We start from the raw sequence: 12,267 nt of genomic DNA, 5'->3' as shown, positions 1-12,267 counted from the left end.
CGACGGAGACGTGGCCGAGTGGTCGAAGGCGCTCCCCTGCTAAGGGAGTAGGCGGGAAACCGTCTCGAGGGTTCGAATCCCTTCGTCTCCGCCACCATCACCATTGCGAAAATTGAACCGCCCCCGGCCAGCGCCGGAATTTTCCTTGTTTTCAAAGGGGTTTGCGGATTGGGTGCGAACCTCTGAGACGGGCGTCACCCCCGGTTTCGGTCTCTGAACCGCCCCCGGTCTCTGGTCGAGCGAACCTCGCGCAATTCGGTTCGGTGTGATTTTTTCAAGCGTTTTCAATGACCTGAGTTTCAACCCCGCCAAAACTTCGCCCCCTGTTTCCAATGCCTACAAGCGGAACATGGCCCGAACAAACAGGAGGCGTAGTGGCTGGGACTGGTGGCAGATTGGTTCGCAAGAATGACGGCGCATGGCGGTGTGTCACTGGCCAGCGCCCTGATCCTCGCACATCGCCGCGCGGCCATGAAAATGCCGCCGGTTTCGCGCGGTATTGGTAAGGTGGGAACAGATAGACGGAGACTTCATGGCAACCATCGACATTTTCCCAGACATTCACGGGCAGATCGGCAAGCTGCGGGCAGCGCTTGATGATCTGGGTTGGCACCGCCGCGCCGCCGGCTGGGTCCACCCGGAACCCGAGCGCGCTATCGTCTTCCTGGGCGACTTCATCGACCGAGGGCCCGAGAACAGGGCCGTCATCGATCTCGTCCGCAGCCTGATCGACAGCGGCAAGGCGCGCGCGATCATGGGCAACCACGAGCTCAATGCCCTTCATTTCCACACCGCGCATCCCCAAACGGGCCAGCCTTTGCGCGACCACTCGGACAAAAACCTGCGCCAGCACAAGAGTTTTCTCGACGAGTTCCCGCTCGGCGCGCACGAAACCCGCGAGGTGCTGGAGTGGATGCGCACCCTGCCGCTATTCATCGAAGAGGCCGGATTTCGGGCGGTTCACGCCTGCTGGCGGCAAGGCGCGATCGACAGAGTGTGGGTTCTCACCGGCAACGGTGTGCTGTCGGAGGAGCAGCTTATCGGTGCGGCCGATCGGGAAAACGAGCTTTTCCACCTCACCGAGGAAATCGCCAAAGGCCCCGAGCACAAGCTGCCCCACGGCGCCTGCTTTCACGACAAGGACGGCACCAGACGCGACGCCGTCCGCTTGCAATGGTGGAATTCGGACGCGAGAACATGGCGCGAGATCGCGATCTCGGTGCCCGATCCGGACGATCTGCCAGATGATCCTCTGCCTGACACCCTTCAGGCGCAGACATATCCAAAGGCGGGGTGTCCGGTTTTCTTTGGCCACTACTGGCTGACCGGCGCACCGCGATTACAGGCTCCCAATGCGTTGTGCCTTGATTATTCGGCTGGCAAGGGCGGCCCTTTGGTCACATACGAATTGGAATCTGGCGACAGGACGCTCACGCCCGAGCGCATCCGCGTTCACGCCGCGAAGAGTTAACAGGGACGGTCACGCAAACACCCTCTCCACCTGCTCCTCCCAAGGTAGCGAGGCGATGAGGCACAACTCGTAGATGGTGATCGCGCAGGGTTCGCGGCGGATGACGAGGCGTTCCAGAACCTCAGGCGCCAGCCAGGCGAGGCGTGTGAGGCGGCTGAGGTAGCGGTCGGAGAGGCCTTCGTCGGCGGCGAGATCGGCGAGGGTGGCGACCTCGCCGTTCTCCAGCATCTTTCGCCAGCGCCATGCCCGGCCGATGGCGCGCAGGAGGCGGGGATCCTGACCGGTGGGCGTTGCGGCCTCCACGTCCTTGGGGGGCAGGATGCGCGGGCGACCGCCGCGTTTGCGTAAGGAGAGCGGAACGTGGACGCGGATAGTGTTCTGCGCGGGCATCAGGCGGCGTCCTCTGCTTCGGGCGTCAGCAGGCTCGCCAAGGCGCCGAGCCCGTCATGGCGCAGGTCGATGTCCATCCCATCCTCGCCCACCGTGACCCGCGCCACCAGAAGCTGCACGACGCGCGCCTGTTCGGCCGGGATCAGCGCGGCCCACATGTCATCGAACTGGCCAAGCGTGGCGACGACCGTGTTCTCGTCGAGATCCGGGCGCTCTTTCCTCAGCGCCCTCGCGGTGCGCGCCACGATCTCGGGCGTGCGCAGCATCCGCCGCACCTCGGCGATCACCGCTTCCTCGACCGTCGCGGCCGGCAGCCGTTGCGGCCCGCGCAGCTCGGCCTTGGGGCGGCCACGGATCACGTCCATCGAGGTGTAATAGCAATAGCGCTTGCCCTTGCGTTTGGTGTGGTGCGGCGTCATCGCGGCGCCGGTCTGGGTGAAGATCAGCCCCCGCAGGAGGGCCGGCGCGGCTGCACGGGTTCGCCCGGCGCGGGCATGGGTATTCCCCTTGAGAACGGCATGGGCGGCATCCCACAGCTCCGGGCTGATGATCGCCTCATGCGCGCCGGGATAGACTGCGCCCTTGTGGGTGATCTCGCCGCGATAGATGCGGTTGTGCAGCAGCTTGTAGAGCGCGCCGCGGTCGATGGGGCGGCCGCGCTTGGAGCGGATGCCGCGCGCGTCCAGTTCCCGCACGACCGAGGCGGTGGTCTCGGACCGCGCGAAAAGCTCGAAGATGGTGCGCACGTTCTCGGCCTCGGCCGGGTTGATGACCAGCTTGCGGTCGATGGCATCATAGCCGAGCGGGACGAAGCCGCCCATCCACATGCCCTTCTTCTTCGAGGCCGCCACCTTGTCGCGGATCCGCTCGCCAATCACCTCGCGCTCGAACTGGGCGAAGCTGAGCAGGATATTCAGCGTCAGCCGGCCCATGGAGGTGGTGGTGTTGAAGGATTGGGTGACGGAGACGAAGGTCACGCCATGGCGGTCGAAGATCTCCACGAGTTTCGAGAAATCCATCAGCGCGCGGCTGAGCCGGTCGATCTTGTAGACCACCACCACGTCCACCAGCCCGTCCTCGATATCGGCGATCAGCTGCTGCAGCGCCGGCCGGTCGAGCGTGCCGCCGGAGAATCCGCCGTCATCGTAACGCTCGCGCAGGCAGGCCCAGCCTTCGGCGCGCTGGCTGGCGATATAGGCCTCGCAGGCTTCGCGTTGCGCCTCGAGGCTGTTGAACTCCATGTCGAGCCCTTCCTCGGTGGACTTGCGGGTGTAGATGGCGCAGCGCAGGCGGCGCGTGGGCGTTTGTCGCGCGGTCATTTCACCCCTCCCGTCCGATCAAGGCCGAAGAAGCGCCAGCCGTTCCAGTTCACGCCGGTGATGGCGCGCACGGCGGCCGAGAGCGATTTGAAGCGCCGTCCCTGCCATTCGAACCCGTCCGCCAGCACGGTGACGACATGCTCCTCGCCCTCCCATTCGCGCATCAGCTTGGTGCCGGGGGCGGGTTTGCGCGGGTCCGAGACCAGGCCGCCCAGCTTGCCGGCGGCGACCTCCTCGGCCAGCACGTCGAGCGTGCGCCGGGTCTCGCGCCCCAGACCGCCAAGGGCCAGTTCCTGGATGCGGTAGCCCAGCCGAAGCTCGAGGTTGCCGCGGCTGCCATTCGGCGCGGGCGCGTCGAACAGCGCCTCCCATTTCTCGCGCAGCTGCGCCACGCTCATTTCCTGCAGGGCCATCAACTCGGCCAGGACGTCGGGCCGTCCTGCCGTGCTTCCATTCGATCGAGAGTTCCTCATTCCTCGCCTCCAACTCGGTTTCGCAACTGCCTCCGAAGACGGCGTCTGAGGGCGAGAATGTCCAGCGAACTGTCTGGATTGGTGGGAGAATTCTCGTTAGGTTTCGGCGGGTTGGCGCGCGAAACGGCGCCGGCGAGGATATCGGCCAGCTCAGCGAGCCGCTGGCTTGCGGTGAGCGTCTCGGCGGGCGGCGCGAAGGACAAATCGTCGGGCATGGGGAGCGAACCTCCTGAGGCAGTTTGCTCCGTGTTCGCCGCGCGCGTGGGAGGATTTCAAGGGAAATCAAAGGGTTGTCGTAGGGATGCGAAAGCGAAGGAAATCAATCGGACGAGATGGCTTTGCGCCACGCTCAGGAGGAAAAAGTAGAGCGGTGGCCCGAGTGGTATTCCCGCGCAAGTGCTACGTATGATAGCGATATCTAGCGGAGGTCGAAGTACGGAGCACAAGATGCATTACCAGCTGTTCATCAGTCATTCTTGGTCCTATAGCGAGAGATACTCAGCTATGGTCAACCTTCTCAACAACAGGCCATACTTCAATTGGAAGAACTATTCAGTTCCGGAGTCCAAAGCATTTGGACTAATGGCCGACTATAGGATGAAGGAAGAACTCCGCCAACAAATCCGGCCGGCGCACTGTGTGATTATCATCGGCGGAATGTGGACAAACCACAGCGACTGGATCCAGTTCGAGATGGATTTTGCGAAGAGCATTGGCAAGCCTATTCTTGGGGTTCGCCCTCGCTCTGCACGCGTCATGCCGACCGCAGTAGTTGCGGCCGCGGATAAGGTGGTCAACTGGAACGCTGACTCGATAGTGTCGGGCATTCGGGAGATCGTCAGATGAACGTAGGGCTTGAATTTCCTGCCCTCTACATCAGTGCGGATGAAGCCTCAGCATCGGCGCAAAGGGCTTTTCTTTGGACTATTCGGGTCGAATATTTCCTGCTGTTTTCTGTATCAGCATTGAGTTCTACCCGGGACATGTCTGGCCTAAATCCTCTGGCCCTGACCCTGTTACTCGTGTTTTTGGCAGGTCTCTTTGTGCTCAAGGTATACCGCAAGCTTGATCAGGATTGGTACAGATCGAGGGCCTTAGCTGAGTCGGTGAAAACGTCAACTTGGCGCTTTGTGATGAGAGCGCACCCATTTCAAGATGCTGCCAGCGTCGAGCAACCTCGGGCGGAGTTTCGCGACCTTCTGCGTGACATACTGAGGGCGAACCAGCATCTTTCGCGGAACCTCTATCATTCTGATGCGGATCAGGTAACTGCTTCAATGATGGATATTCGCGGCCTCACCTTGAGTGAAAGGAAGGATTATTATGTCAGGAATCGTATTGACGAGCAGCGCCACTGGTACTCGAGAAAATCAAAGGAGAATCGGCGCGCTTTTCGAGCTTGGGTAGTGGTGACGATAGCCGTCTACATTGTGGCTGCCATTTCAATCAATGCTGAGCAATTAGGCCTTGGCTATGCTATGCTTGCTTTTGATCCTTTAATTGTCGTTGTTACATCCATCATCGGTTGGATTCAGATTAAGCGCCATAGTGAGCTAACAGCCAGCTACAACCTCACTGCCCACGAAATCGGAATCATTAGGTCCAATGCAGATTATGTCAAAAGCGAGGATGATTTTTCTGATTTTGTGAACGAGGCGGAATTGGCATTTTCGCGAGAACATACTCAGTGGGTTGCTCGCAGAGACGCAAGCTGATTACGAGTGCATGCCTCCTTTTGAAGACAATGCAAGGGTAGACGGATAGTGACCGTAGGATGAGAGGTCGCTCAATGCCACGTCGTCCCTCGCACCATCCCATCCGTTTCCAGCCGCAGTGCCGCCCGCCACAGCGGCGTCTTCATGAACACCGCCTCCTCGGAACGGTAACCGGCAGCGCCGCGCTCTTGCTGCAGCAATCCCGCCCAGCACAGCGGACGCAGAACCTGGATGTAGAACTGGCCCATTACCTCGTCGTAGCGCGGCTGCGACCCCGCATCAGGCTCGCCGAAGAGGACGCGGCGGAGGTGGCCGCCGGTGGCGCCGCCCTCGGTCTCGACGTTCAGCACGTTCAGAAACACATCCCAGTTGCCGAGGATCGGCGCGTCTTCGAAGCGCGACAGGCTGGCGTGGTTGATGCGGAACAGGAAGAACGGGACGACGGTGCCGAAGATGCGCCCGGGATGTCCGACCAGCACCTGACCGGCTTTGGTCAGCCGGAACGCGCCCTTGTAGTGCCGCCCGAGCTTCATCGTGATCATCAGGTCGTGCAGAATTTCAAGCGGCGGAAAATCCCCTTCGTTCAGCACCTTGTTGACCGCGAAGAGATCCGCCTCGGTATGGCCGGGCCAGTCGAACTCGGCCGCCGCCCAATGCACGAAGACCCGCTTGAATGCCTTGGACGGCGTCAAGGGGATGCCGCCATGCTCGCCGATCCAGACAAAGGTCTTCTCGATCCCGCGCACCAGCGGCGAGTGCGCCAGCGCCGGGTCGGCATCGTCGATCTCCCGAAACGCCACCACCTCAAATCTCCCGCGCGAACCAACGAATGCGGCCGACGATGTGGATTTCGTCGGCCGTTCGTTCATAGGGGCTGTAGACGGGATTGTCGGAGATGACGCGCACTGCGGGCGGGTCGCTGTTGGGGATGTGCTCGAGCCGCTTGGCGACCAGCCCCATGCCGTCGTCCAGCACGAAGATGCCGGGCGGATTGGGCGCGCGGCGGGCCATGTCGACCAGCACCGTGTCGCCGCTCAGAAGCGTCGGCGCCATGCTGTCGCCTTCTACATGCATGATGCGCAGCTGCGAGGGGCTGGCGCCGAGGCTGCCCTTTATCCAGGAGCGGCGGAAGTGATAGGCGCGGCCGGCGCTGTCCTCGTGATCCTGCACCACCGCGCCGCCGCCCATGGACGGGCGCGGGCTTGCGTGGGCGATGGAGACGAAGGCCTCGTCGGGGTTCTCGATGAAGGGGGGCGTGCCCTCGACATCGCCGATGCCGTGGATCAGCCAGTCACGCTCCACCTTCAACACCTGCGCGACGGCGCCGAGGCGTTCGACGTTCGGACGGGTCGAACGGCCCCGCAGGATGTCGTAGACGAAGGAGCGGTTGACCCCGGCCATCTCGGCCACATGCGCGGGGCTGAGCCCGAGCTGATGCGCGCGGGCCCTGAGCCGATCGGCCAGTGTGTGATGCAAGGTCATGTTGTCCCCAGCGAGTTGTGGATCAAATAGGATAAAACAGGATTGATCGTGCGGCGTCAAGCGAATAGGAACAAAGGGTAAACAATCTGGGCGGGATTCGGAGGGTGCGCGTGCATATCGAGAAGCTGTATTTCACGCTGCCCGAGATCCTGGAGCGCTGGTCGATCAGCGAGGATGACCTCATCTATCTCGCCGAGAACGACAGGCTGCGGCTTTCGGTGCGGGTGTTCGGCGTGCCGATCGAGTTCGGCGATTTCGAAGAGACGCCGGAAGGGGAACGCTTCCCGGTGCCGTGGGAGCAAACCCGCTACAATGGCCTGCTGGATTTGCACGCGCAGGACGTCTTTCAGCTGTTTCGCAGTGGCCAGATCCATGTGACCGCGTTCCGCACCGACCGAGCCGGCTACGCGGTCGTGCAGGACGGCGCGGAACCGGTTCTGGTGATGATCGGGGATCTTCTGTTGCGGCGGGATGAGCGAGATCGCTTTGAAATACAATCCGGATTCTCCGGTCGTTCGGGAGCAGGCGAAGAGAACACTTTCATCGCTTCCGCCGACTACCAGGACGTGCGCTGTAACGGCTACCGCTTCAAGCTCGGCCCGATCCAGGCCGAGGTGGTGCGCGCCCTGCACGCGGCTGCGCAGGCCGGCGAGCCCTGGCAGAACGGCAAGGCGATCCTCAGCATGGCGGGCTCGAAGAGCCTGCGCATGGCCGACGTGTTCAAATCGAAGAAGAACTGGCGACAGCTGATCCGCTCAGACCGCAAGGGCGGCTATCGCCTGAACGTCGACTGAGTCGCCTCTTTCCCTCACGATCCGACTCGCGGATCGCGCCAAAGGGGGATCGGCTGGGGGATGGTGGGGGATCACCCATCCCCCACCTGGCCGGAAACCCCGCTCCCGCAAGGCGCTAGTGATCCCCCTCCGCATCCCCCGCTGATCCTGACGACATCCCCTTGCGGGATTTGGCATCACTTCCCCGAAGCCATCAACGAGGGGAAGCACGATGCGGAAACCACATTGTCTCAACCAGAAGGAACTCGCCCGGCGCTGGACCATTTCCCACCGAACGCTGGAACGCTGGCGGTGGGCGGGTGAAGGCCCGGCCTACATGAAGATCGGCGGCCGGGTGGTCTACCGGCTCGAGGACATCATCGCCTTCGAGCAGGGCCAGCTGCAACAAACCGCCGACACCGCGCCGGGAACGGCGTGATGGGACGCCTGCCGCCCATCACCGAGGCCGAGGTGGTGCCGATCCACGGGCTGAATGGCCCCGGGCTCGACGAGGTCGGGCTCTGCGCCTGGATCGCGCAGGCCGAGCCCGGCGAGACGCTGGTCTATCACCGGGGCTTTCTCGCGGTGGACGCGACCTCGGTCGTCTCGCGGCTCTCAACCGAGCAGCAGCGCAGCCTGCAACAGGTGGCGGCCGCGGCCATGCGCGCCGCGGACCAGGGGCTCGTGCATCTCGTGCAGACCCGGCTCGGCCCCGACGAATTCGCCTACATCGCCATCGCCCGCCCTAGGCCGGGCCCGCCCGGCGCGCCGCTCTCCATGCGGCTGCTCGAAGCCGCCTGACACCCAATCCCCCAACAGGAGATCAACATGCCATACCCCGAGAACACCCCGAGCATCGACGGATTGCTCAACCTGCCCACCGGCGAGATTGCCCAGCTGCCGGTCGAATTGCTCGCCGTCCTGCAGCGCGAGATCGCCGAGGCCGCCCGCCAGATGCGCGCCGTCAGCGCCCGGTTCAACGCCGCGCTGGATGTCCGCTACGGCTCTCGCGCCGCCGAGGCCCGCCGTGCCTGCGGCAAGGACACCGGGACGGTCCGCATCGCTGATGGCGATTTCACCGTGGTCGCCGACCTGCCCAAGCGGGTGGATTGGGACCAGGAGCGGCTTGCCGCCATGGTCGAACGGATCCGCGCCGCGGGCGACGATCCTGCCCAATATGTCGACGTCACCTACAAGGTGCCCGAGCGCAAATACGCCGCCTGGCCCGAGGCGATCCGCGCCGGCTTCGAGCCCGCCCGCACCCTGCGGCCCGGCGCGCTGAAGGTCGAGATCAAGCCGGAAGGGGCGGATCAATGAGCCTCCCCATCATCACCGCCGATCAGCGGCTCGCGGAGATGCGTGGCGTGAAGGCCGCAATCTTCGGAGCCAGCGGCGCGGGCAAGACCACGCTTTTGCGCACGCTCAAGGCAAGCACCACGCTGTTTTTCGATCTCGAGGCGGGCGATCTCGCTGTCGAGGGGCTGGCCATCGACACGATCCGCCCGCGCACCTGGACCGAATGCCGCGACTTCGCGGTGTTCATCGGCGGCGCCAACCCGGCGCTGCGCGACGACCAGCCCTACAGCCGGGCGCATTACGACGCGGTCTGCAAGAAGTTCGGCGATCCCGCCGCGCTCGACAAGTACGACACGATCTTCGTCGACTCGATCACCGTCGCCGGCCGGCTGTGTTTCCAGTGGTGCAAGGGCCAGCCGGAGGCACATTCGGACAAGACCGGCAAGCCCGACGTGCGCGGCGCCTACGGGCTGCACGGGCGCGAGATGATCGGCTGGCTCACGCACCTCCAGCACACGCGGGCGAAGAACGTGATCTTCGTCGGCATCCTCGACGAGAAGCTCGATGACTTCAACCGCAAGCACTTCGTGCCGCAGATCGAGGGCTCCAAGACCGGGCTGGAACTGCCCGGCATCGTCGACGAGGTGCTGACCCTGACCTCGCTACCCGATGAGCAGGGCGAGCTTCGGCGGGTCTTCGTCTGCCAGACCCAGAACCCCTGGGGCTATCCGGCCAAGGACCGCTCCGGTCGGCTGGAGATGCTCGAGCCCCCCGATCTCGGCCGCCTGATCGACAAGATCCACCAGCCGCTGCCGCTCGATGCCCGCCCGCTGGTGATCGATCCGCCGGCGATCCCGGCGCCCGCCGCCAACTCTCAAACCGATCCCTCCAACTGAAAGGACCAATGCCATGTCTGGCCTCTGGAACGACTTCAACGACGCGCAATCCAACGCCAACCTCATCCCCAAGGGCACGCTCGCCAAGGTGCGGCTGACGATCCGCCCTGGCGGGTTCGACGACCCGTCGCAGGGCTGGACCGGGGGCTATGCCACCCGCGGCACCACCGGCGCGGTGTATCTGAACGGCGAGTTCACCGTGCTCGAAGGCCCCTATGCCCGGCGCAAGATCTTCACGCTGATCGGGCTTTACAGCCCCAAGGGTCCGGACTGGGCCAACATGGGCCGCAGCCTCATTCGCGGCATGCTGAACTCGGCGCGGGGAATCTCCGACAAGGACCAGTCGCCCCAGGCGCAGGCGGCGCGGCGGATCGGCGGCTTTGCCGATCTCGACGGGCTTGAGTTCGTGGCCCGGATCGATATCGGCACCGACGCCATGGGCGAGGAGAAGAACGAGATCCGCTCGGCCGTGACGCCGGACCATCGCGATTACGCCCGGATCATAGGAACGACGCCTGCGCCGATGACGCCCACGGCTCCGGCGGCCCCGGTCATCGCCACGCAGACTGCCGCCGCCCAGACCCCCACCGCGCCGTCCATGCCGGGCCGCCCGTCCTGGGCCGAGTGAGGGCACGCCCATGCGCCTTCGTCCCCGCCAGAAACTCTTCGTGGAGCGCAGCCTCGCTGCGCTCTCGACCCACGGCAATACGCTCGGGATTGCTCCGACCGGATCGGGCAAGACCATCATGTTGTCCGCCGTCGCGGGCAAGATGGCCGGCGACGGCGCCAAGGCCTGCGTGCTGGCCCATCGCGATGAACTGACGGCCCAGAACCGGGAGAAGTTCGGCCGGGTCAACCCGGACGTGACCACCTCGGTGGTCGATGCCGCCACCAAGTCCTGGGATGGCCAGGTCACCTTCGCCATGGCGCCGACCTTGAGCCGCGACCGCAATCTCCGCACCATGCCGAAGCTCGACCTGCTGGTGATCGACGAGGCGCATCACGCCATTGCCGACAGTTACCGGCGGATCGTCGACCGGGTGCGGGACGCCAATCCCGAGGCGCGCATCTTCGGCGTCACCGCCACGCCCAACCGGGGCGACCGGAAGGGGTTGCGCCAGGTCTTCGACAATGTGGCCGACCAGGTCCGGCTCGGTGAGTTGATCGCCTCGGGCCACCTGGTGCCGCCGCGCACCTTCGTGATCGACGTGGGCGTGCGCGAGCAACTGCAAAAGGTGCGCAAGACGGCTCTCGACTTCGACATGACCGAGGTTGCCGGCATCATGGACCGCACGCCCGTCACCGACGAGGTGATCCGCCACTGGCGCGACAAGGCCGCCGGTCGCCCCACCATCCACCATCGTCTTCTGCTCGACCATTGCCCATGCCGCCCACGTGGCCGAGGCTTTCAACGCGGCCGGCATCCCGGCGGGGCTGATCCACGGCGAGCTTTCCGCCGACGAGCGCCGCAACATCCTTGGGGCTTATGCCTCGGGCGAGATCGCCGTGCTGGTCAACGTCGCGGTGCTCACCGAGGGGTTCGATCATCCGCCCACGTCCTGCGTGATCCTGCTGCGGCCCTCATCCTGCAAATCCACCATGATCCAGATGGTCGGGCGCGGCCTGCGCACGGTCGACCCCGAGGAGCATCCCGGCGTCGTCAAGACCGACTGCGTGGTGCTGGATTTCGGGACGTCGAGCCTGATGCACGGCACGCTGGAACAGGACGTGGACCTCGACGACCGCTCCGCCAGCGGCAGCGCGCCCACGAAGACCTGTCCTGACTGCGATGCCGAGATCCCGCTTGGTGCGCGGGAATGCCCGCTCTGCGGCGCGCTGCTGGTCGAGCAGAAGGACGAGGGCGGTGCCGAGGCGCTCGAGGGCTTCGTGATGACCGAGATCGACCTGCTGAAGCGGTCGAGCTTCCAGTGGGTCGATCTCTTCGGCGACGAGGCGGCACTGATGGCGACGGGCTTCACCGCCTGGGGCGGCATCTTCTGGATGGACGGGCTCTGGTATGCGGTCGGTGGCCGGCGCGGGGCGCAACTCCGGCTTCTCGGCATCGGCGAACGCGCCGTCTGCCTCGCGCAGGCCGATGACTGGCTGAACACCCATGAGAGCGACGAGAGCGCCTTCAAGACCCGGGGCTGGCTGGGCCAGGCCCCAACTGAGAAGCAGCTGCAATACCTGCCCCCGAGCGCGCGGCAGGATTACGGGCTCACCCGCTATCACGCCTCGGCGCTGATCTCCTTCCGGTTCAACAAGCGCGCGATCCGGCAACTCATTCAGGCCGCCGCCACGCCGGAACGGAGGGCCGCGTGAACCATGTCGCGCAAGTCTCATCCCCGCCCGCAGAGGCTCCGGATCGACCGGGTCGTGATCGCCTCTGGCATCCGCGTTTCCACCTTTGTGCCGTCTGCCTGCGCCCGGCGCAGGGCTTTGGCTTCTCCGA

The 12,267-nt window shown here is 64.4% G+C and carries 16 protein-coding genes, 1 tRNA gene and 1 pseudogene; 12 read left to right on the top strand and 6 right to left on the bottom strand.

Annotation, left to right across the window (positions count from 1 at the left end):
- Window positions 1–4: 4 nt before the first annotated feature.
- Together PSA7680_RS13330 and PSA7680_RS13325 are read left to right on the top strand one after the other, a co-directional pair.
- Window positions 5–94: transfer RNA gene (locus PSA7680_RS13330), tRNA-Ser, on the top strand.
- A 438-nt stretch (window positions 95–532) separates the two neighbouring features.
- The gene (locus PSA7680_RS13325; protein WP_085869233.1) at window positions 533–1,471 is read left to right on the top strand and encodes a metallophosphoesterase; all 939 of its coding nucleotides are present in this window, start codon (window positions 533–535) and stop codon (window positions 1,469–1,471) included.
- Window positions 1,472–1,480: 9 nt separating this feature from the next.
- On the opposite strand, the gene PSA7680_RS13320 is transcribed toward PSA7680_RS13325, so the two are convergent.
- The 4 genes from PSA7680_RS13320 to PSA7680_RS18570 are packed head-to-tail and all read right to left on the bottom strand — an operon-like array spanning window position 1,481 to window position 3,868.
- On the bottom strand, window positions 1,481–1,861 hold the full coding sequence (locus tag PSA7680_RS13320; protein ID WP_085869212.1) for a hypothetical protein: 381 nt from the start codon (window positions 1,859–1,861) through the stop codon (window positions 1,481–1,483).
- Window positions 1,861–3,180 carry a recombinase family protein gene (locus tag PSA7680_RS13315; protein ID WP_085869211.1) on the bottom strand — a complete coding sequence of 440 codons (1,320 nt, stop codon included), beginning with the start codon at window positions 3,178–3,180 and terminating at the stop codon, window positions 1,861–1,863. The genes PSA7680_RS13320 and PSA7680_RS13315 overlap by 1 nt, the downstream gene beginning before the upstream one ends.
- Entirely contained in the window at window positions 3,177–3,593 is a 417-nt protein-coding gene (locus tag PSA7680_RS13310) for a DUF2924 domain-containing protein (protein WP_245824633.1), read from the bottom strand. Before PSA7680_RS13310 ends, PSA7680_RS13315 begins: the two co-directional genes overlap by 4 nt.
- 56 nt (window positions 3,594–3,649) lie before the next feature.
- Window positions 3,650–3,868 (bottom strand): hypothetical protein, encoded by a 219-nt coding sequence (locus PSA7680_RS18570; RefSeq protein WP_139838650.1) that lies wholly within the window; start codon window positions 3,866–3,868, stop codon window positions 3,650–3,652.
- A gap of 232 nt (window positions 3,869–4,100) precedes the next feature.
- Here PSA7680_RS18570 and PSA7680_RS13305 point away from each other — a divergent pair, with 232 nt between their 5' ends.
- Window positions 4,101–4,499, top strand: coding sequence for a TIR domain-containing protein (locus tag PSA7680_RS13305; protein WP_085869209.1), 399 nt, complete (start codon window positions 4,101–4,103; stop codon window positions 4,497–4,499).
- Window positions 4,496–5,368 carry a DUF4231 domain-containing protein gene (locus PSA7680_RS13300; protein WP_085869208.1) on the top strand — a complete coding sequence of 291 codons (873 nt, stop codon included), beginning with the start codon at window positions 4,496–4,498 and terminating at the stop codon, window positions 5,366–5,368. The genes PSA7680_RS13305 and PSA7680_RS13300 overlap by 4 nt, the downstream gene beginning before the upstream one ends.
- Before the next feature lie 71 nt (window positions 5,369–5,439).
- On the opposite strand, the gene PSA7680_RS13295 is transcribed toward PSA7680_RS13300, so the two are convergent.
- Both PSA7680_RS13295 and PSA7680_RS13290 read right to left on the bottom strand, forming a co-directional pair.
- Window positions 5,440–6,171 carry a hypothetical protein gene (locus PSA7680_RS13295; protein WP_085869207.1) on the bottom strand — a complete coding sequence of 244 codons (732 nt, stop codon included), beginning with the start codon at window positions 6,169–6,171 and terminating at the stop codon, window positions 5,440–5,442.
- A gap of 1 nt (window position 6,172) precedes the next feature.
- Window positions 6,173–6,850 (bottom strand): XRE family transcriptional regulator, encoded by a 678-nt coding sequence (locus PSA7680_RS13290; protein ID WP_085869206.1) that lies wholly within the window; start codon window positions 6,848–6,850, stop codon window positions 6,173–6,175.
- A gap of 104 nt (window positions 6,851–6,954) precedes the next feature.
- Between PSA7680_RS13290 and PSA7680_RS18730 the strand changes: the two genes are divergently transcribed.
- The 8 genes and pseudogenes from PSA7680_RS18730 to PSA7680_RS18965 all read left to right on the top strand — a co-directional run bounded on the left by PSA7680_RS18730 (window position 6,955) and on the right by PSA7680_RS18965 (window position 12,137).
- The gene (locus PSA7680_RS18730) at window positions 6,955–7,644 is read left to right on the top strand and encodes a hypothetical protein (protein WP_085869205.1); all 690 of its coding nucleotides are present in this window, start codon (window positions 6,955–6,957) and stop codon (window positions 7,642–7,644) included.
- A gap of 211 nt (window positions 7,645–7,855) precedes the next feature.
- Window positions 7,856–8,062 carry a helix-turn-helix transcriptional regulator gene (locus PSA7680_RS13280; RefSeq protein WP_085869204.1) on the top strand — a complete coding sequence of 69 codons (207 nt, stop codon included), beginning with the start codon at window positions 7,856–7,858 and terminating at the stop codon, window positions 8,060–8,062.
- Window positions 8,062–8,424 carry a hypothetical protein gene (locus PSA7680_RS13275; RefSeq protein WP_245824632.1) on the top strand — a complete coding sequence of 121 codons (363 nt, stop codon included), beginning with the start codon at window positions 8,062–8,064 and terminating at the stop codon, window positions 8,422–8,424. Before PSA7680_RS13280 ends, PSA7680_RS13275 begins: the two co-directional genes overlap by 1 nt.
- Before the next feature lie 27 nt (window positions 8,425–8,451).
- The gene (locus PSA7680_RS13270) at window positions 8,452–8,940 is read left to right on the top strand and encodes a hypothetical protein (RefSeq protein ID WP_085869203.1); all 489 of its coding nucleotides are present in this window, start codon (window positions 8,452–8,454) and stop codon (window positions 8,938–8,940) included.
- Window positions 8,937–9,815 (top strand): ATP-binding protein, encoded by an 879-nt coding sequence (locus PSA7680_RS13265; protein ID WP_085869202.1) that lies wholly within the window; start codon window positions 8,937–8,939, stop codon window positions 9,813–9,815. Before PSA7680_RS13270 ends, PSA7680_RS13265 begins: the two co-directional genes overlap by 4 nt.
- A gap of 13 nt (window positions 9,816–9,828) precedes the next feature.
- Window positions 9,829–10,443, top strand: coding sequence for a hypothetical protein (locus PSA7680_RS13260; protein ID WP_085869201.1), 615 nt, complete (start codon window positions 9,829–9,831; stop codon window positions 10,441–10,443).
- Window positions 10,444–10,453: 10 nt separating this feature from the next.
- Window positions 10,454–11,011 (top strand): annotated as a pseudogene (locus PSA7680_RS18970) (DEAD/DEAH box helicase); the annotation flags it as partial.
- 199 nt (window positions 11,012–11,210) lie between these two features.
- Entirely contained in the window at window positions 11,211–12,137 is a 927-nt protein-coding gene (locus tag PSA7680_RS18965; protein ID WP_245824630.1) for a DEAD/DEAH box helicase, read from the top strand.
- The last annotated feature ends 130 nt before the right edge of the window (window positions 12,138–12,267 follow it).

Origin of the sequence: Pseudoruegeria aquimaris (genome assembly GCF_900172235.1) — a bacterium.
Taxonomy (GTDB): Bacteria; Pseudomonadota; Alphaproteobacteria; order Rhodobacterales; family Rhodobacteraceae; genus Pseudoruegeria; species Pseudoruegeria aquimaris.
This window is presented reverse-complemented; position numbering and strand designations above follow the sequence as displayed.